An 18,495-nucleotide genomic window follows, 5' to 3' on the forward strand; every position below is an offset into this window, starting at 1 on the left:
TCCAACAGGAACGAAGAGGGGGGAGGGGGTGAGGGGGGACGCCCGCGTCACGAAGGGACGCGGACCTCGACCAGGCTGCCGGAGGCGGCTCCGCAGGAGGCGCGCACGGCCAGGCGGGGCTGCAGGACGACCCGGCAGACCGGCGCGGCCGGGCCGAGCTCGATCCGGCGCAGCAGCAGTTCGGTCGCCATGCGGCCCACCTCGGCCTTCGGCGGTGAGACCGCGGTCAGCGGCACCTCCGACAGGTCGGCGACCTCGTCGTCGTAGGCCACCACGGCGATGTCGTCGGGCACCGTCAGGCCGACCCTGCGCAGGTAGGGCAGGAGCGCGGTGGCCTCGCGGTCGCCGAGGCACACCACCGCGCGCACCTTCTCGGCGACCAGCGAGTTGGCGTAGGCCAGCATGTCGGGGCCGGTCCAGACGGGCTGCCGGGCCACGGCCTCCGGGATCTCCGGAAGCCCGAGGTCGGCGACGGCCTGCCGGTATCCGGCGAAGACCTGTTCGGAGCTGGCCGTGCCGAGCCGGCCGAGGTAGCCGATCCGGACGCGGCCGAGCCCGCTGAGGTGCTGGACGGCCGCGTAGCCGCCGCCGTGCACGTCGGTGCAGACGTAGGAGGTCGGGTCGGCCGGGCGGGGGTCGGCCGGGCGGCGCTCCACCAGGACGTACGGCACGGGCAGCTCGCGCAGGCGGGCCAGGTGGGCGTCGGGGTCGGCGGCGAGGTGCAGGTTGGGCACCAGCAGCAGGCCGGCCACGCCGACATCGATGAGCTGCTGGATCTGCCCGGCCTCGACGTCGGGGTCGTAGTTGGAGCAGGCCAGCACGAGCTGCACGCCGGCGGCGGATGCCGCCCGCTCGATGCCCTGCACGACCTGCGGGAAGTAGTAGGTGTTCGACGGAACCAGCGCGCCGATGAGACGCGGCCTGGCCCCCGGGGTGACGGAGCTGGTCACGAAGGTGCCCGACCCCTGCCGGCGTCGGACGAGTCCCTCCTCGACCAGGAGGTCGACCGCGCGGCGGACGGTGTTGACCCCGACCGAGTAGGTCTGCGCCAGCTCGGACTCGGTCGGCAGCCGGGCTCCGACCGGCCAGCGGCCCTGCACGATCTCCTGCCGCAGGCGGGCCGCAAGGGTGCGGAATCGCCTTCCCCTTGGGAGGGAATTCATTCCTTCAAGTGGCTCCATGTCCGAATTCTTCTTGTCCTAGCGAAGTAATGTCAACCCTTAATTCACTCCGTTATTCACGTCATATTAGGAATGAATTCACGCCTAGAATCGATGGTGGCGCCGTTACCAGCGGGCTGTGGTGGTCTTGTCGCGGTCGTAGGCGGTGGCCCAGTAGTGGCCGGGGGCGGTGAGGCGGTGACCGGCGAAGCCGACCTCGCCGGTCGGCTGCTTCAGCGCCTCCGAGGTCGCGGTGGCCCAGCCGTCGGCGTCCGCGGTCACCGTCACGTACCGGCCGGCGGAGAAGGTGAAGCGCCCGCGTACGGTGGCGGCCACCGGCTGCCCGCTCTCCTTGTCCACGACGCGCAGCCGCACCCGCGCCGCGCCTCCCTCAACCGTCACCGACATCGACTCCACGACCATGGGACGAAGGCCGGTGGCCCCGGTCGTCACGGTCACCGGATCGGAGGCGGGCCCGCGGTGCCCTGCCACGTCCACCGGCACGATCCGGTACCGGTAGGTGGTGCCGGGCAGCAGGCCGGTGTCGGTGTGGCTGAGCCCGCGCGCCCTCCCCGCGAGCGTGCCGGGGCCGGGGGTGAAGCCGGGTTCGGTCGAACGGTGCACCTCGTAGAAGTCGACCTCGGTGTCGTCGTACGCCCGCCCGTACGTCAGGTCGACCGTGGCGTGGTCGAACGCGACCGCCGTCGGCGGCGAGGCCACGCCGGTGGGCGGCCCGGAGTCGGCGGGCGGCTCGGGCCACCGCGCCGCCGGGCCCCAGATCGTGGGCAGCTCACGGTAGGAGTCGTAGTGGTGCAGCGCGATCCCGGCGAAGGCCGGGCTGCCCGAGAACGCCTGGCCGACCTTCGCCAGTTCCGCCTCCATCGCGTCCCTGCCCTCCTCGCGGAAGGTGATGGTGGCCGGGTCGCCGCTCGTCGCGATGTCGAGGGTCTCCACCCCGACGACCACGGAGAGCGGCTTGCCGATCCGCTCGGCGTAGGCGAGTTCGCCGGCCGCCTGCGCGATGATGCCGGCGCTGCCGTCCGCCTGGTCGCGGTAGTCCATGATCGCGATGTAGTCGCTGAGGTCCTGGACGTGCTCGGCCAGGGTGCGGGTGGTCCCGCCGTACGGGATGTCCGTGCAGCAGGCGGAGGTGTCCAGCCAGCGCGGCACGGCGGGACCGAACAGCAGGGGCTGCCCCGACGCGTCGCGCCGCGCGATCATCGCGCGGAGCGTGTCCAGCCACTGGATCTGCAGGTCGGGCTTGGAGCTGGTGAACCAGGGCAGGATGTACGGCTCGATGTCGACGTTGATCCCGTCGAACCGCTCGGCCGGCTTCGACGACAGGTTGTAGTCGATCACGCGCTCCATCTCCCCGACGGCGCGGTCGCGGTAGCGGGAGAGCGCCCCCAGGTAGGGCGGGCGCGTCCCGCCGGCCACGGTGGCGTGCACCTTCATGCCCCGGCCGTGCGCCCAGGCCACGAGGTCGCGCAGCTCCGGACGCGCGTCCTCGATCATGTCCCGCCCCAGATACGTGTCCACGCCCAGGTACATCGTCGAACCAGGCGGGAGGACCGTCTCCAGCAGGCGGCGCGACCCCGGGTTGAGCACCAGGTTGTAGGAGGCCTTCTCCCAGATCCACATCGCCCGGTCCTGCCGGTGCGGCTCCGGGCGGCGCTTCTTCGCCGCGCCGAGGGCGACGTACCGGGTGGCCGACCTGGTGACGTGGCCGCGCGCGTCGGTGGCTTCCGCCTCCAGGCTCGCCATGACGTCGCCGTACTTGGCGGGGTTCACCAGCGTGACGTACCGGCCGGCGGCCCCGGTGGCGCGCTGCCAGGGGCCGCCGTTGACGCGGACCCGCACCGAGCGCACGTCCGTCCCGGCGACGCGCACCCGGACGGGCGTGGGCCGGGTGAGCCGCGCCTCGTCGGCCGGCTCGGTGATCTCCACCTCCGGCTTCCTGGCCCGGGGGTTGTCCACGCGCACGGTCAGCGGCGGCGACCAGGTGCCATACCGCGTCTGCGCGACCGTCGCCTTCGCGTAGACCTCGATCTCGCCGTCCATCTCGCCGACGTCGAGGTCGTAGGTCCAGGTCCCGGTGTCGTCGGCGTCCGGGTCGCTGACCCTCGCTCGCTCGACCCGCTCCCCGTTCACCACGAGGGACACGTCGTACGCACCGGCGAAACGCCCCGCCAGCCGTACGACGCCGGGTCCGGACTCCGAGGAGTCGATCGTCACCGACGGCGAATCGGCCGCGCGGGCGGCGCCCGGGACGGCCCCGACGAGCGGCACGGCGAGCACGAGCGCGCCGACGGTTCTCCACAGTCCTGCGGGCACGGAAGCCACCTCCTTTAGGAATGAATTGGTGCCAGAAACAGCACGTTCTGGCGCCCGATCCACGAGATGGCGGAAACGATAGCCCCGAATTTGCTGGGAAAAAATGGCATGTATTCCGTCCGTGCTGCCGGGTCGAGCACCGGCCTGCCGAAGCCATGGACCGTCATCCCCGGCCAGACCAACCCGGACAAGGACGAGCACGGCACGTGGGCAGTCACCGCAGGCGACGTGGAGCAGTACGACCTGTACTTCGAGATCGCCGACGCCGCCCACCCACGGCAGGTGGCCGAGTTCGTCGTCGAAGCCATGCAGTCGCACGCCACCCGGCTACGGCGTAGTCGCCGTAGCTGCCCCTGTCCCGGTAGCTGCTCAACAGGCGCCACAAGTCTGCTTCTCGTCTCGGCGGGAACGCTCCCGCCGCCACCGTCACCGATTGCCAGGGACGGCCGAGCAGATGCTCCAACGGTGAGTCGCCACGAGGTCGCCTGTCTTGGCGGGCTCTTTCACATAGCCGCAGTCCAGGACGAGATCTGCCTGCTGGATGGACGCTCCGATCTCGTCGAGCTGGTCGAGAAGCAGTCGCGGATCGCGCAGCGCGTAGACGAAGGGGGCGCGCCCTCAGGGCCGAAGCCGCCGGCCAGGGGCGCGGTGTCCAACGCCAGGTCGATGCGGCCGTCTGGATTGCTCTTGCGGACGTACTCCACGACCCGATTGGCCACAGCCTTGATCTCGGTGTCGTTGCCGCCGCCGCGACTTCGATGATGGGACGGACGCTTTCCTTGACCAATTCGCTGGCATTCTCCAGCGCCGGCATATTGAGTTTCCGGCTGCTCAGGATTGCCACGTACACCGTCATGGTCTGGTTCTCCGTGCGCTTGGCGAACCCCACATAGTGGGAGAAAGCTTGAATCACGGAGAGTGCAGGGGATTCGTGGACGGTATTCATCCATGAGTTTGCCGGAACAGCCATGGAAACCGGCAGGCTGACGGAGGCACAAAGGCCGTGATCTGATCTTCTGGCTGCCGGAAGAATTGCAGCACGCCACAGCCGAGCGACAGAACATTCCAGGCGGCACCGCCCAGCCGTGCGCCTGACCGCGCGACGCGTCCGGCTCCGGACAGCCGGACGCGAAGCTGAGGAGACGTCAGGAGATGGTGAGCGTGCCGTTCGCGTTACGGACGCACGTGACGATCGCCCGCGGCGCCGCGGCGGAGGCGCCGGTCAGGCACTGACCGAGGACCGTGTGGCCCGCCGCGTTGGGGTGCCAGGACTCCTGGCAGGTCTGGAAGTAGGTGACGCAGGTGTTCGCCGCCCGCTGGATACCGATCTTGTCCCAGCCGGACAGGCTGGTGATGAACGTGCCGGACGGCCCGTCCTGTACCCGGACCGGCGTCGCGAGCGCACCCGCCGGGCTGCCGGGGTTCTCGCAGAGCCTGGCCCCGTCGAAAGCCCGCTGGACGTCCAGTACCCGCAGGTCGGCCGCCGGGCGTTCGGCCGCCAGCGTGGTGTACGCGTTCCTGACCAGGGAGCCGAGGTTCTGGGAGAACACGTGCCCAGGGGCGAGGCTCGCACGGTGGATCGGGCACCCGGCGGCGTAGCGCTCGGCGCCGAGGGCGCGGAACTTGTCGCGGGTGTCGGTGCGGCCGTCCTCGTCGTAGTACTGCGGGGCGATGTCGGGCGGCAGCGGGTTGGTGTAGGTCTGCAGAATCACCTGGTGGGTGCCGTCGGCGTCGACCTGGGCGAGGGTGTCGAGGATCTGGCGCAGGGCCGCGGTGGTCTCGGTGGTGGCGGCGGCGACCTCGGCGTCGGTGGCCAGGTCCGAGGCAGTGCAGGGCTTCTGCGGCACCTCGCCCTTCAGGTAGGCCCAGAACTCCCACCAGCCTGTCCAGGCGTCGGCGATGAAGCGGTTGGCGCACAGCGTGGCCACGTCGCCGAAGGTGAACTGGGTGTTGTTGGAGCCGAGGCCGACGAGGACGACGTCGATGTCGTGCGTCTGGGCGACGGCGCGCAACTGATCGAGTTGCGAGGCGACGGCGCGGCCCTCGGCCCGGGCGCTTGAGGGGGCGGCTATGTCGGCGGGCTGGGCGCCGGAGCACGCGAGGTTGAAACGTTGCTGGATGCCCGGGAGCGACGCCGTGAACACCGAGGCGTTCGCCGACCGGTGACAGAAGTAGGCGTTGCTGTTGGCCGCCGACCAGCCGGGGAAGGCCTGTGCCGTACCGGAGGCGTCAACGACGGGCAGGTAGTCCCCCGCGCCTTCCCCGCTGACGAAGCTGTCGCCGAGCACGACGGCGGCGGTGGGCAGAGCCGCCTGCGCCGGTCCGCTCTGCACGGCCTGGATGCCCGTTGCACTCACCAGGAGCATGACAACCGCGGCGGCACGCTGGAGTAACCCCATAACCACCTCATTTCCTACTAAATGAGTACGAAATGCGCATGTGTGGATCACAACATGCCGCACCAACGGCGTCAACATGCCCGCCTCCGGCAAGAGCATCCGGGGCCGCGGCCGCGACCTCGCCGGCCAGTTGTTAGGATACGACTGTATCCATTCCGGGAAATGAGGTCATCATGCGCGTGCCTGACCGACCGTCCGCCTTCACCAGCGACTCTGCCCGTGACAAGTACTACGCCGTCTATGGCCGGTTGCTCGGCGAGCTGTGGCCGGTGCCGGTGGACGCCGTCGACGTGGAGACCCGCGCGGGCATGGTGCGGATCCACCGGGCCGGGCCCGCCGCGGGGGATCCCGTGGTGCTCCTGGCCGGTGCCGGTGCGAACGCGTTGGCCTGGTACCGCTACATCGAGCCGCTGGCGCGCACGCGCCCGGTCCTCGCCGTCGACCCTCTCGGCGAGCCAGGCCGCTCGGTTCAGAGGCGGCCGCTCGCGACCGGCGCCGACGTCGGCGGTTGGGTCACCGACGTACTGGCCGCAGTCGGAGCCGAGCGCGCACACGTGGCAGGCTTCTCCGCCAGCGGCTGGGCCGCAGTGGAACAGCACCTCGGCGGGGGCGGCCGGGTCGCGGCGCTGACGCTGGTGGACCCGGGCGGCTTCGCGCCGTTGCCCAGGCGGTTCATCCGGTGGGCCCTTGCCGGGGCCCTTGCCTCCATGCTTCCTCGTATGTTGCGACACCGCATGGCCGGCGTAGTGGACAACGGGGTGCTGCGCGAGGATGGGCTGGTGGAGCTGATGCGGGCCGGCTGGTCCTTCCGCCGGCGTGTGCCCATCCCGCCCGCCTACACCGACGAGCAGATACGCGGGGTGTCCGTGCCCGTGCAGGTGCTGCTGGGCGCCCGCAGCGCGCTGCTCGACGCGCAGGCGCTGGCCGCGCGACTGGCCGATGTCGCGCCGTCCTGGCGCGTGGAGATCGTGCCCGGCACCGGCCATTCGCTGCCCGTCGAGGCTCCGGACCTGGTCGCCGAGCGGATCCTCAGCTTTCCCGGCCAGGCGCGGGCCGGGGCCCCGACGCCCAAGGCCGGCACGGACAACAGGTAGGAACAGGTATGCCCCGACAGGTGGATCACGATGAGCGGCGGCGCCAGTTGACCGAGGCGCTGCTGCGCATCGCCAGCACCCGCGGCCTACAGGCGGTGTCGATGCGTGAGATCGCCGCCGAGGCCGGGGTCTCGCTGCGCGTCGTCCAGTACTACTTCACGAACAAGCAGGCCCTGCTCGAGTCCGGCCTCACCGAGCTGGGCGCCCGCATGGACCGCCGGGTCAAGCAGCGGGCCGCCGCTGCCGCGGACGAGCTGACACCGCGAGGCGTCTTCGCCGCCGTCCTCGGCGCGATCCTGCCTTTCGACGAGCAGAGCGAACTGGACTCCATGGCCTGGACCGCCTACTACACCGCCGCCCTCACCGACCCGGCGCTCGCCGCAGTCGGGGTCACCCTGCCCAACGCACTGGAGAACTTCCTCACTGCGAGGTTGACCGCCGCGCAGCAGGCCGGGGACATCGACCCCGATCGTGACCCGCGTACCGAAGTCGCCGGCCTGCTGGCCCTCGCCAACGGCCTGACCTCCAGTGTCCTCAGCCGGCAGCGCAGCCACGCGGCTGCCACCGAGATCATCGACTACCACCTGGACCGCCTGTTCGGGCCGGCAGCGGCCTGACCTTGGGCTTGGGCCGCACCGGCGCCACCTCATCCCGAAGCGCACATCAATCCTCTGAATGCTCATCCAGGTCACGGCCGTTCGGTCATTGCGCGGCCTCGGCGCCGGACGGGGTGGATCCTTGTTTCGCAAGATTCTGAAAAATTGCGAAGTCAGTTCCACGAGAGACCTCATGCCCGGAACTCCAGCCATCAGCTCAGCTAAAGGCGTTTGGGCTTGCTCTCACACCTTCCATCACACAGCAGCAGGTGGCGCCGGAAGATGGAAACCACGGAAAGGGCCCGCAAGAACCGCAGCGCCATACCGGCATAAATCATCGCATTATACGCATACCCGACATTTCTCCCGCAAAAGTCTGCAAAGTATTGCATGACCCTTGATCGCCGAGTAACTTCCAGGCAACACCGAGGAAACCCGAACGCGGAGGTTCTGATGGTGCCCCTCCCCCATGGTGCTGCCAGAGCACCGCCGGCGAACGCATCAGTCCGCCGCAAACAGCCCCGAAAGTGAAACGGGCCGGGTGTTGGCCCACCCAGCCCGTTGATGGGACCCCATCCTCACGTTTCTGGAGATCCCCGCATGAAACTCTACAAAGCAATCCTCGCCACCGCATTAGCGGCGGCGAGCGGCATCGCCGTGCCCGTACTGGGCCAGGCCCCCGCCCACGCCGCCTCCGACGTCGGCGTGATCGCCAACTTGTGGAACTGGAGCTGGAACTCGGTGGCCAGGGAGTGCACCGAAGTACTCGGCCCGGCCGGGTACGGCGCCGTGCAGGTGTCACCGCCCCAGGACTCGATGACCAAGGGCGGCTCGGTCTGGTGGGACATCTACCAGCCCGCCCGCTACGAGCTGACCAGCAAGTTCGGCGACGAGGCCGCGTTCAAGCGCATGGTCGACACCTGCAGAGGCGCCGGCGTGAAGGTCCAGGTGGACACGGTCATCAACCACATGACCGGTCAGGGCGCCACCAGCTACGGCGGCTACAGCTTCAGCAAGTACAACTACCCGGGGCTCTACTCCTCCCAGGACTTCCACCAGCCCACCTGCCAGATCAACCAGGGCGACTACCGCAACGACGCCTGGCGGATCCAGAACTGCGAGCTGGTGAGCCTGTCGGACCTGAACACCGGGTCCGAGTACGTCCGGGGCAAGATCGCCGACTACATGAACAAGCTGACCTCGCTCGGTGTGTCCGGCTTCCGCATCGACGCCGCCAAGCACATCCACCCCGGCGACCTGTCCGCGATCAAGTCGAGGCTCATCGGGTCGCCCTACATCCACCAGGAGGTCATCCAAGGCGATCAGGAGGCCGTCCAGCCGAGCCAATACACCGGCGTCGGCGACGTCGACGAGTTCGTGTTCGGCCGTAAGCTGCGGGAACAGTTCACCGGCCAGATCAAGAACCTCCGCACCTTCGGGGAAAGCTGGGGTCTGTCGGTGCCCGGCGACAAGGCCGTGGTGTTCGTCGACAACCACGACACCGAACGGGGCGGCTCCACGCTCACCTACAAGAACGGCGACACGTACAAGCTGGCCAACTTCTTCATGCTCGCCTGGCCGTTCGGCACCCCCCAGGTGTACGCCTCGTACACCTGGAACAACAGCGAGGCGGGCCCACCCTCGGCCAACGGCGGCTACGCCACTGACGTCAACTGCTCCAACGGCCAGTGGACCTGCTTCGACCGGCAGGTCTCCGGCATGGTGCGCTTCCACAACGCCGTCAAGGGCACCAACGTCGCCAACTGGACCGACAACGGAAACAACCTGATCGCCTTCAGCCGCGGCGACAAGGGCTGGATCGCCATCAACAACGAGGGCGGCGCCGTCACCCAGACCTTCACCACGGGCCTGCCTGCCGGGACGTACCCGAACGTGGCGGGCAACGGCACGGTGACGGTCGACGCCGGCGGCAGGGCGACGGTCACCGTGCCCGGCAAGAGCGCGGTCGCCATCCACACCGGCTCAACCCCCCAGCCGAACGACAAGGAAGCCACCGTCTACTACAAGACGGGCTGGACCACGGCCAACATCCACTACGGCATCAACGGCACCTGGACCACAGTCCCTGGCGTACCCATGGAAACCGCCTGCACCGGCTGGAAGAAGAAGACCATCACCCTCGGCAACGCCACCACCTTCAGAGCCGCCTTCAACAACGGCGCAGGAACCTGGGACAACAACAACGGCAACGACTACACCCTCAGCACCGGCACCTCCACCGTCAAGGACGGCATCGTCACCGCCAACGCCGCCAACCCCTGCGGTTCGAGCTCCACCGACACCGCGACCGTCTACTACAAGACGGGCTGGACCACGGCCAACATCCACTACGGCATCAACGGCACCTGGACCACAGTCCCTGGCGTACCCATGGAAACCGCCTGCACCGGCTGGAAGAAGAAGACCATCACCCTCGGCAACGCCACCACCTTCAAAGCCGCCTTCAACAACGGCGCAGGAACCTGGGACAACAACAACGGCAACGACTACACCCTCAGCACCGGCATCTCCACCGTCAAGGACGGCGCCGCCACCGCCAACGCCGCCAACCCCTGCGGAAACTGATCCCAGACACCCCAGCACGAACGACAACGCCCCTGTTCCCGTTCCGGAAGCAGGGGCGTCCGGGCTCGAGCCGTGCACCCGCACGACGCCGCCAGCGTTGCGGAGCATGCGCTCTGCTAGCTTAGGAGGATGGCTCGGCCCCGCACCCATGATCTTGATCAGTTGCTGGACGTCGCCGAGCGTCTGGTGGCCGACCACGGCCCCGAGCGGTTCACCGTGCGAGGGCTCGCGGCCGCCTCCGGAGTGTCGAACGGAGCCATCTATCACGCGTTCGGCTCCCTGCCCGTGCTGCTCGGGCGACTGTGGCTGAGGGCCGCGGGAGAGTTCCTCGACCTGCAGACCGAACTCGCCGACGCCGTGTACGAAGCCGGCGGCCCCGACGCGGCGGCCGAGGCGGTGGTGGCTGTGGCGGGGACGCCCGCGGTGTTCGCCGACCGCCGGCCGGCCGCGGCCCGCATGCTCGTATCGGTGCGCCGCGATCAGCTCCTCGGTCCCGAAGTGCCCGAGGCACTGACCGAGGCGATGTTCGCCCTGGACAAACGGCTGGTGGCGCTGCTGATCCGCCTGTCGCAGGGGCTCTGGGGCCGCGCCGACGGGGCCGGCGTCGAGGTGATCACGGTGTGCGTGGTCGACCTCCCCACGGCGCTGTTCCGCCGTGCCCTGACCGCCCCAACCGCTGACGGCAAGCCCGTGGTCACGGAGGACTGCCGTGAACGCCTGCGCACCGCGGTCCGCGCGGTCCTCACCCTCCCCCCTCCTCCACCGAACGCGCGACGGGCCTCGGCGAACGGTGACAGCGGCAAGGGCTGACACCATCATCCACGCAAGGCCGGCGTCCGGACAGGTCCGAGTTCGGCGAAAGCCATCACCGCCACACTGAACCAGGCGTGTAGGAAGGCCCTTGTCCCCGAGGGCCGTACGCCTACGTGCGCATGGCAGGGTCACCGACTAGCGCGGAAAACCTGGTACGGCTATCGGCCCGGCCCAGGGCGACCGGATGACGCCGGACGGCGGTCGCGCCAATGGGCCGCGGTCAGGCGGTACAGCACATGGCGGCGGAGCCGGTGACCGGGCGGCAGGACCGGATGGTCGAAGTCGCCGGCGGAGTCGTGGATCATGCCGAGGCGTTCCATGACGGCGCTGGAACGCGTGTTGACCGTCGCGGTGAAGGAGACCACTTCCTCCAGGCCGAGGCGGTCGAAGGCGAAATCGAGCGCGGCGGTGGCGGCTTCGGTGGCGTACCCGTGGCCCCAGGCCCGGCGGCTCAGCCGCCAGGCGATCTCGACGGCCGGCAGGAACGGCGCCTCGAACGCGGGCCGGTGCAGGCCGGTGAAGCCGATGAACTCGCCGGTTTCCCGGAGCTCCAGCGCCCAGCGTCCCCAGCCCTGGCGGGCAATCGCGTCGTCACTGGCGGCCGCGAACGCGTCGCTCTCGGCGCGGCCGAGCGTGGCGGGGAAGTGTTCCATGACGGACGGGTCGGCGTTGAGCGCGGCGAAGGGCTCCAGGTCCGAGGGGCGCCAGGGGCGCAGCAGCAGCCGCGCGGTGCGCAGCTCGGCCGGCGGCAGGAGGATGGGAACGTTCACCGGGTCAGATCCTCCGTCTCAGGGGAGAAGGGACCGTGCAGCGCGGCCCACTGCAGCAGCATGATGGTCTTGGCGTCGGCGATGCCGCCGTCGCGGACGAGGCGGAGGGCGTGGTCGAAGCCGAGCTCGACGACCTCGATGTCCTCGCCCTCCTCGGCGATCCCGCCGCCGCGCGAGGTGCGGGTGGTGGAGTCGTAGGGGGCGGCGTAGAAGTGCAGGCGTTCGGTGATCGAGCCGGGGCTCATGTAGACGGTGAAGACGTGCTCGACCTCGCCGATCGCGTGGCCGGTCTCCTCCGCGGCCTCGCGGCGGATGGCCGCCTCCGGGCTCTCGTCGTCGAGCAGGCCGGCGGCGGTCTCCAGCAGCATGCCGTCGGCGTGCCCGTTGACGTAGGCGGGGTAGCGGAACTGGCGGGTCAGCAGGACGGTACGGCGGGCGACGTCGTACAGCAGGACCGTCGCGCCGTTGCCGCGGTCGTAGGTCTCGCGTTCCTGCGTGCTCCAGCGACCGTCGGCGTGCCGGTAGTCGAAGGTGGTGGTGCGCAGCACGTACCAGTTGCAGGACAGCAGCCGCACGTCGCGCACCCGGACCCGGGGGTTGCCGGTGAGGTCGCGTCCCGCCTGGTCCAGGCCGGTGCGGCCGCGGCGGTCCGGTGTGTCGAGTCCCGCGGTCACGACGCCGCGCCGGCGGGGACGCACCGGGGACGGGCAGGGCCGCCTCCCGGCCGGTGAGGGCTTGCCATAGGAATCATCACGTGGCAAAACTATAATGGGAAAAAATCGGAACAAGCAAGGAGAAACGCGCATGCTGGCCGCGCAACGCAGGGACCTGCTGCTGGCACGCCTCCAGAGGGACGGCCGGATCATCGCCAAGGACCTCGCCGCCGAACTCGGCCTGTCGGAGGACAGCATCCGCCGCGACCTGCGCGACCTGGCCGCGGCCGGCCTGTGCCAGCGCGTGTACGGCGGCGCGCTGCCCGCCTCCCCCGCGATCGCCGACTACGCCACCCGCCAGGGAGTCGAGGTTCCCGGCAAGCAGCGCGTGGCCGCGGCCGCGGCCACACTCATCGAGCCCGGCAGCACCGCGATCCTCGACGGCGGCACCACGGCTCTCGCGGTCGCCCGCGCTCTCCCGCTCGACCTGCGCGCCACCGTCGTCACCCACAGCCCGACCGTGGCCGGCGCACTTGCCGGCCACCACGACGTGGAGGTCTACCTGATCGGCGGGCGACTGTTCAAGCACTCGATGGTGTCCTGCGGCGCGGCGGCGGTGGAGGCGGCCCGCGGGGTCAACGCCGACCTCTTCCTGCTCGGCGTGACGGGCGTGCACCCCGAGACCGGACTGACCACGGACGACGCCGACGAGGCCGCGATGAAACGCGCCCTCGCACGGCAGGCCGCCGACACCTACGTGCTGGCGAGCTCGGAGAAGATCGGCGCGGCGTCCCGGTTCGCCGTCATGCCGCTGACGCAGGTGGCCGGCGTCGTCACCGATGCCGACGCGGGCGACGCCACGGTGCGGGCGCTCGGCGTGCCGGTCATCCAGGCCACCTGAACACCGCGGTGCCGCCTGCATGATCGTGCACGTTTCCCTGTGATCCCGGTCTTTCGTCGTACGGGTGCCGCAGTATGTGGCTATTCATCCGCGTTCTCCCACTTCGGCGCCATGTCCCGGGCGATCTTGATGTCGTCGTTGCCGGTGCCTGCCGGGACCATCGGCCACACCATGGCGTCCTGGTGGACGACGAAGTCGATCACGACGGGCACGTCGTTGATCTCCATGGCCTTCCTGATCACGTCGTCCACGTCTTCCGGGCGCTCGCACCGCAGGCCCACACAGCCATAGGCGTCGGCCAGCTTCACGAAGTCCGGGATCCGGCGCGTCGCCTGCAGGTCGGTGCTGGAGTAACGCTCGTCGTAGAAGAGCGTCTGCCACTGGCGGACCATGCCGAGGTTGCCGTTGTTGATGACGGCGACCTTGATCGGCACACCTTCCAGGGCGCAGGTGGCGAGCTCCTGGTTGGTCATCTGGAAGCAGCCGTCGCCGTCGATGGCCCAGACCGTGCTCTCCGGGCGGCCCATCTTGGCGCCCATCGCGGCCGGGACGGCGAAGCCCATCGTGCCGGCGCCGCCGGAGTTGATGAACGTGCCGGGGTTCTCGTAGTCGATGAACTGCGCAGCCCACATCTGGTGCTGGCCGACGCCGGCCACGTAGTACGCGTCCGGCCCGACGATCGCGCTCAAGCGCTCCATCACGTACTGCGGGGCCAGCGAGCCGTCCTCGAACTGCTCGTAGCCCAGCGGATAGGTCGTCTTGTAGCCGTCGAGCAGCCGCCACCACTCGTCATGGTCGCCCTTCTGGACGGCGGCGATGAGGTCGATCAGGACCTCCTTGCAGTCGCCGACGATCGGCACGTCGGCGTGGCGGTTCTTGGAGATCTCGGCCGGGTCGATGTCGGCGTGCACGACCTTCGCGTACGGCGCGAACGTCGACAGGTCACCGGTCACCCGCTCGTCGAACCGCACACCCAGCCCGATGATCAGATCGGACTGCTGCAGCGCGCCGACCGCCGCGACGCTGCCGTGCATGCCGGGCATGCCCAAGTGCTGCGGATGACCGTCGGGAAAGGATCCCCGGGCCATCAGGGTGGTCACGACCGGGATGTTCGTCAGCTCCGCGAACTGCAGCAGCTCGGCCGATGCCCGCGCCTTGTGGACGCCGCCGCCGACGTACAGGACCGGCCGCCGCGACTCGGCGATCAGCTTGGCCGCCTCGCGGATCTGCTTGGAGTGCGGCCGCGTCACCGGGCGGTAGCCGGGCAACTGCATGACCGGCGGCCACGAGAACGTGGTCTCGGCCTGCAACGCGTCCTTGGTGATGTCCACCAGGACGGGGCCGGGGCGGCCGGTGGAGGCGATGTGGAACGCCTCCATGATCGTACGGGCGATGTCACCGGGATCGGTCACCAGGAAGTTGTGCTTGGTGATCGGCATGGTGATGCCGGAGATGTCGGCCTCCTGGAAGGCGTCCGTGCCGATCATCGGCGAGGCCACCTGCCCCGTGATCGCCACGATCGGCACGGAGTCCATGAACGCGTCGGCGATCGGCGTCACCAGGTTCGTCGCGCCGGGGCCACTGGTCGCCATGCACACGCCGACCTTGCCGGTGGCCTGCGCGTATCCTTCGGCCGCGTGCCCGGCGCCCTGCTCGTGCCTGACGAGCACGTGCCGCACCTTGACCGAGTCGTAGAGGGGATCGTAGGCGGGCAGAACATTGCCGCCGGGGATCCCGAACACGGTGTCCACTCCCATCCCTTCCAACGCCCTGACCAGGGCCTGTGCACCTGTCATCCGTTCAGTCATCGACTCGTTCCTCACGTGGCTGCTCGATCGCGGGCATAAAAAATGCCCCATCCCACCGGAGCGGTGGGTCTGGGGCGGCGCGCAGGTCGTCGTGCTTCGCTATCGGCCTGGGCGCCGGCGAAGTACTACGAGGAGTTCACTGCGAAGCATGATCCACACCATAGCCGCTCAGAACGCCTCAACGTCAACTACGTGTGCCATAAGTACGGCTTGGGGGTCAGCCAAAAAGCACAGGGCTACCTATGAGCGGGCCCCGTCCGGCACGATCGGACCATGATGCGAACGATCGGCCTGCTGGGCGGCATGAGCTGGGAATCCTCCGCCGAGTACTACCGGCTCCTCAACGAAGAGATCCGCGAGCGCCTGGGCGGGCACCACTGCGCCAAGAGCATCCTGTTGACCGTCGACTTCGCCGACATCGAGGCGATGCAGCGCGAAGGACGATGGGACGACGCCGCGCACGCCCTCGCCGATGCGGCCATCACCTTGGAACGGGCGGGCGCCGACATGGTGCTGCTGTGCACGAACACCATGCACCGGGTGGCCGACGCGATCGAGGCGGCCGTCGAGGTGCCGTTCGTGCACCTCGTCGACGCCACCGCGCGCCGGGTCGCCGCGGCGGGGATCACCACGGTGGGCTTGCTGGCCACCCGTTTCACGATGGAGATGGACTTCTACCGCGACCGCATGCGCCACCACGGCGTCGAAGTCATGGTGCCGGACGAGCCCGACCGCACCATCGTCCACGACGTCATCTACCAGGAGCTGACCCAGGGCCGCGTCGAGGACTCCTCCCGCGAGGAGTACCGGCGCATCATCGCCGGCCTCGCCCGGCGCGGCGCGCAGGGGGTGATCCTCGGCTGCACCGAGATCACCCTGCTGGTCGGCCCCGCCGACAGCCCCGTCCCGGTGTTCGACTCCACCCGCATCCACGTCGAGACGGCCGTCGAACTGGCCCTCGGCGTGCCGGTCTGACCCGCCGGAGATGTCACCCAGCGTGTTGACAAGGTACGAATCTGCAACCTTCATGGCCATATCGAGGAGCCGACGATGGGGGCTGTCATGTCTTCGTAGCTCCAATGGTTCCGTTCATCAGGGAGAACCCCGGTGGCCCCTCGTTCCTCTCGGCAGAGCCGAGGCATCCGCGTCCTGACGGCCCTCCTGGCCGTCGCCGCCCTCGTCATGGTCGTCCCGGCCATGCGGCCCGCCCACGCGACCGTGCCCACGCAGTGCCAGGGAAGCGAGACCGTCACCTACAGCCCGGGGGTCACCTTCACGCCGCAGAACATCGAGATCACGGTGAGCGGGCGGTTCAGCTCCTGTCTCGGCGGCACGGGCCAGGTGACGAGCGGGACGTACGGGGAGCAGTTCACCCTCTTCGTCGGCTGCACCGACCTCTTCGACGGGTTCGAGGGCCGGCGGGTCGTCGAGTGGAACACCGGTGACAGCAGCGTCATCGAAGGCACCGGCAGCAGCACCGCCGCGGCCGGACAGGTCGTCACGACGTTCACCGGCACCGTCGTGCAAGGCCGTTTCCAGGGCGCGTCCGCGGTGCAGACCGTCACGCTCGTGCAGCCGGGGTTGCTGCAGTGCCTCACCACCGGGTTCACGAAAGCGACCGGGCTGACGACGCTCACCATCGTCTGAGCCGCATCCGAGCCGCCGGCGCTCGGAGGAGGACGCCGTTCTCAGCCCTGCTCGTACTGGCGCATGCGCCGGTCGCACTCAGCGTGCGGCTCCAGCCCCACCTCGGCGCGGCGCTCGTCAAGGTGCTCGGGATCCTCGATGGGGTGCGGGCCGAACCCGCCTTCGGCGGTCTGCCGGTACTGCGTGCCGTACACCTGAGGACGCCCTTCGCCCACCCTGACGCGGTCGACCAAGTACGCGAGCCGTTGGCCTCGGCCACGGTCTGCACCCCTGCCGCGACGTCGGTGCAGCGCCGCAGGCTGGAACGGGAGGGCGAGCGGCCCGTCCCGCACTACTGGGAGCACGTCCTGTGGGTGTGGGGCCACACCGACCTGAAGGAGTTCATCGACTTCGCCGACGGGATGAACCTGGAAGGCGTCGTCGAGCGGATCACCGTGCCGTTCCTCGTCGCGCACGGCGCGAACGACCGGCAGATCCCCCTGGAGTACGCCCACCGCTCCCACGACCAGGCGGTCAACTTCCCCAAGCGGGAGCTGCGCGTCTTCACCCCGGAGGAGGGCGCGACCGAGCACATCGGCCTGGACCACCTGCCGCACGTCAGCGTCTTCATCGCCGACTGGGTCGCCGAGACCAACTAGAGTGACGGCTCGGCCGGCGACGTCCGGGCCGCCGCGCGGAGGGTCGTCAGCCGGTCGGCGCTCGGCCAGCGCACGCCGTGGGCCCAGCCCGCCCGCTCGAACCAGCGGATCAGCCGCGCGCTGGGGTCGAGCTGGCCCCTCAGCACGCCGTGCCGGGCGCAGGTCGGCTCCACATGGTGCCAGTTGTGCCAGCCTTCGCCGAGCGTCAGCATCGCCACCCACCACACGTTCGACGAACGGTCCCTGGTGCGGAACGGGCGGTCGCCGAAGGTGTGGGCGATCGAGTTCACCGACCAGGTGACGTGGTGCACCACGGCGTAGCGGACCAGGCCGCCCCACAGGAGCGCGCTCCACGCGCCCTGCCACGACATCGACCACAGCCCGCCGGCGGCGGCCGGGAGCGCGAACGACAGGACGACGACCGCTGGGTAGGCGGCGTCGAAGCGTCGCACGTCCGGGTCGTTCAGCAGGTCCGGCACCCAGTGCCGGCGGCTGGAGCGGCGCCGGGCCGTGTAGAACCAGCCGATGTGGGCGTGCAGCATGCCGCGCAGCAGCGCGAGGCCGCTGTCGCCGTAGCGCCACGGCGAGTGCGGGTCGCCTTCGCGGTCGGCGTACTTGTGGTGGCGGCGGTGCTCGGCCGCCCACAGCGTGAGCGGGCCCTCGACGGCCATGCCGCCGGCCAGCATGAGCGCGATCCTGAGCGCCCGGTTGGCCTTGAAGGCGCGGTGGGTGAAGAGGCGGTGGTAGCCGATCGCGATCCCGAAGATGCTCACCAGGTACATCACGACCGCGATGACCAGGTCGCGGGGACCGACGCCCCAGCCCCAGGCGGCCGGCACCGCGAGGGCCAGCAGCACCACGGGCAGGAGCACCAGGACGACCAGGTAGGCGAGGCGACGGCCGGTGGTGACCGTCACCGTCTCCGCCGTGGCCGGCCGCGGCATGGGTGAGGTCACGTTTCCTCCCGGGCGGTTCAGGACGATCAGGCTCCTTATTCAAAGGCCAGGCCCACGGAGTGCGGCAATGCCCTGACAGTAACGGAATGATTACTCTGAGGAAGCAAAACCGTGGACTCGGCTGCCATGAGAAAAGGGGT

At 69.5% G+C, this 18,495-nt stretch carries 17 protein-coding genes; 9 read left to right on the forward strand and 8 right to left on the reverse strand.

Features of this window, described 5'->3' with window-relative positions; translation table 11 throughout:
* Window positions 1–47 precede the first annotated feature (47 nt).
* Together SMD20_RS16500 and SMD20_RS16505 are read right to left on the reverse strand one after the other, a co-directional pair.
* Window positions 48–1,163 carry a GntR family transcriptional regulator gene (locus SMD20_RS16500; protein WP_329581491.1) on the reverse strand — a complete coding sequence of 372 codons (1,116 nt, stop codon included), beginning with the start codon at window positions 1,161–1,163 and terminating at the stop codon, window positions 48–50.
* A gap of 123 nt (window positions 1,164–1,286) precedes the next feature.
* Window positions 1,287–3,494: a hypothetical protein gene (locus tag SMD20_RS16505; RefSeq protein ID WP_329581493.1), complete on the reverse strand. Its 2,208-nt coding sequence runs from the start codon at window positions 3,492–3,494 to the stop codon at window positions 1,287–1,289.
* 66 nt (window positions 3,495–3,560) lie between these two features.
* Between SMD20_RS16505 and SMD20_RS16510 the strand changes: the two genes are divergently transcribed.
* On the forward strand, window positions 3,561–4,256 hold the full coding sequence (locus SMD20_RS16510; protein ID WP_329581495.1) for a hypothetical protein: 696 nt from the start codon (window positions 3,561–3,563) through the stop codon (window positions 4,254–4,256).
* A 383-nt stretch (window positions 4,257–4,639) separates the two neighbouring features.
* Here SMD20_RS16510 and SMD20_RS16515 read toward each other — a convergent pair whose 3' ends face one another.
* Window positions 4,640–5,851 (reverse strand): hypothetical protein, encoded by a 1,212-nt coding sequence (locus SMD20_RS16515; protein ID WP_329581497.1) that lies wholly within the window; start codon window positions 5,849–5,851, stop codon window positions 4,640–4,642.
* A gap of 215 nt (window positions 5,852–6,066) precedes the next feature.
* On the opposite strand from SMD20_RS16515, the gene SMD20_RS16520 reads away from it, so the two are divergent.
* From SMD20_RS16520 to SMD20_RS16535, 4 genes are all read left to right on the forward strand, one after another.
* Window positions 6,067–6,987, forward strand: a complete 921-nt coding sequence (locus tag SMD20_RS16520) for an alpha/beta fold hydrolase (protein WP_329581499.1) — start codon at window positions 6,067–6,069, stop codon at window positions 6,985–6,987.
* Window positions 6,988–7,007: 20 nt separating this feature from the next.
* Window positions 7,008–7,604 carry a TetR/AcrR family transcriptional regulator gene (locus SMD20_RS16525; RefSeq protein WP_329581502.1) on the forward strand — a complete coding sequence of 199 codons (597 nt, stop codon included), beginning with the start codon at window positions 7,008–7,010 and terminating at the stop codon, window positions 7,602–7,604.
* 579 nt (window positions 7,605–8,183) lie between these two features.
* On the forward strand, window positions 8,184–10,169 hold the full coding sequence (locus SMD20_RS16530) for a carbohydrate binding domain-containing protein (RefSeq protein WP_329581504.1): 1,986 nt from the start codon (window positions 8,184–8,186) through the stop codon (window positions 10,167–10,169).
* A gap of 129 nt (window positions 10,170–10,298) precedes the next feature.
* Window positions 10,299–10,979, forward strand: coding sequence for a TetR/AcrR family transcriptional regulator (locus SMD20_RS16535; RefSeq protein WP_329581506.1), 681 nt, complete (start codon window positions 10,299–10,301; stop codon window positions 10,977–10,979).
* Window positions 10,980–11,140: 161 nt separating this feature from the next.
* Here the strand turns inward: SMD20_RS16535 and SMD20_RS16540 are convergent, their stop codons facing one another.
* Window positions 11,141–11,752, reverse strand: coding sequence for a GNAT family N-acetyltransferase (locus SMD20_RS16540; protein WP_329581508.1), 612 nt, complete (start codon window positions 11,750–11,752; stop codon window positions 11,141–11,143).
* Window positions 11,749–12,426, reverse strand: a complete 678-nt coding sequence (locus SMD20_RS16545; protein WP_329581512.1) for an NUDIX domain-containing protein — start codon at window positions 12,424–12,426, stop codon at window positions 11,749–11,751. The genes SMD20_RS16540 and SMD20_RS16545 overlap by 4 nt, the downstream gene beginning before the upstream one ends.
* Window positions 12,427–12,556: 130 nt before the next feature.
* Between SMD20_RS16545 and SMD20_RS16550 the strand changes: the two genes are divergently transcribed.
* The gene (locus SMD20_RS16550) at window positions 12,557–13,306 is read left to right on the forward strand and encodes a DeoR/GlpR family DNA-binding transcription regulator (protein ID WP_329581515.1); all 750 of its coding nucleotides are present in this window, start codon (window positions 12,557–12,559) and stop codon (window positions 13,304–13,306) included.
* An 80-nt stretch (window positions 13,307–13,386) separates the two neighbouring features.
* Here SMD20_RS16550 and SMD20_RS16555 read toward each other — a convergent pair whose 3' ends face one another.
* Window positions 13,387–15,165: an acetolactate synthase large subunit gene (locus SMD20_RS16555; RefSeq protein WP_329581518.1), complete on the reverse strand. Its 1,779-nt coding sequence runs from the start codon at window positions 15,163–15,165 to the stop codon at window positions 13,387–13,389.
* A gap of 222 nt (window positions 15,166–15,387) precedes the next feature.
* On the opposite strand from SMD20_RS16555, the gene SMD20_RS16560 reads away from it, so the two are divergent.
* Window positions 15,388–16,089: an aspartate/glutamate racemase family protein gene (locus SMD20_RS16560; RefSeq protein WP_329581521.1), complete on the forward strand. Its 702-nt coding sequence runs from the start codon at window positions 15,388–15,390 to the stop codon at window positions 16,087–16,089.
* A 132-nt stretch (window positions 16,090–16,221) separates the two neighbouring features.
* Entirely contained in the window at window positions 16,222–16,761 is a 540-nt protein-coding gene (locus SMD20_RS16565; RefSeq protein WP_329581525.1) for a hypothetical protein, read from the forward strand.
* Window positions 16,762–16,802: 41 nt separating this feature from the next.
* Here SMD20_RS16565 and SMD20_RS16570 read toward each other — a convergent pair whose 3' ends face one another.
* Complete coding sequence (locus tag SMD20_RS16570; RefSeq protein WP_329581527.1) at window positions 16,803–16,955, reverse strand: hypothetical protein; 153 nt, start codon at window positions 16,953–16,955, stop codon at window positions 16,803–16,805.
* 51 nt (window positions 16,956–17,006) lie between these two features.
* Between SMD20_RS16570 and SMD20_RS16575 the strand changes: the two genes are divergently transcribed.
* Window positions 17,007–17,399, forward strand: a complete 393-nt coding sequence (locus SMD20_RS16575; RefSeq protein WP_329581529.1) for a hypothetical protein — start codon at window positions 17,007–17,009, stop codon at window positions 17,397–17,399.
* On the opposite strand, the gene SMD20_RS16580 is transcribed toward SMD20_RS16575, so the two are convergent.
* Window positions 17,396–18,355 (reverse strand): acyl-CoA desaturase, encoded by a 960-nt coding sequence (locus SMD20_RS16580; protein ID WP_329581532.1) that lies wholly within the window; start codon window positions 18,353–18,355, stop codon window positions 17,396–17,398. The genes SMD20_RS16575 and SMD20_RS16580 overlap by 4 nt on opposite strands.
* Window positions 18,356–18,495: the final 140 nt, after the last annotated feature.

The organism is Nonomuraea sp. LP-02 (assembly GCF_036289125.1).
GTDB classification, from domain to species: Bacteria; Actinomycetota; Actinomycetes; order Streptosporangiales; family Streptosporangiaceae; genus Nonomuraea; species Nonomuraea bangladeshensis.

Coding starts and splice junctions, on each gene's coding strand:
- SMD20_RS16535 (WP_329581506.1), top strand. CDS start 10,299: ATGGCTCGGCCCCGCACCCATGATCTTGATCAGTTGCTGGACGTCGCC.
- SMD20_RS16555 (WP_329581518.1), bottom strand. CDS start 15,165: ATGGGGCATTTTTTATGCCCGCGATCGAGCAGCCACGTGAGGAACGAG.
- SMD20_RS16550 (WP_329581515.1), top strand. CDS start 12,557: ATGCTGGCCGCGCAACGCAGGGACCTGCTGCTGGCACGCCTCCAGAGG.
- SMD20_RS16520 (WP_329581499.1), top strand. CDS start 6,067: ATGCGCGTGCCTGACCGACCGTCCGCCTTCACCAGCGACTCTGCCCGT.
- SMD20_RS16530 (WP_329581504.1), top strand. CDS start 8,184: ATGAAACTCTACAAAGCAATCCTCGCCACCGCATTAGCGGCGGCGAGC.
- SMD20_RS16510 (WP_329581495.1), top strand. CDS start 3,561: ATGGCGGAAACGATAGCCCCGAATTTGCTGGGAAAAAATGGCATGTAT.
- SMD20_RS16560 (WP_329581521.1), top strand. CDS start 15,388: ATGATGCGAACGATCGGCCTGCTGGGCGGCATGAGCTGGGAATCCTCC.
- SMD20_RS16500 (WP_329581491.1), bottom strand. CDS start 1,163: ATGAATTCCCTCCCAAGGGGAAGGCGATTCCGCACCCTTGCGGCCCGC.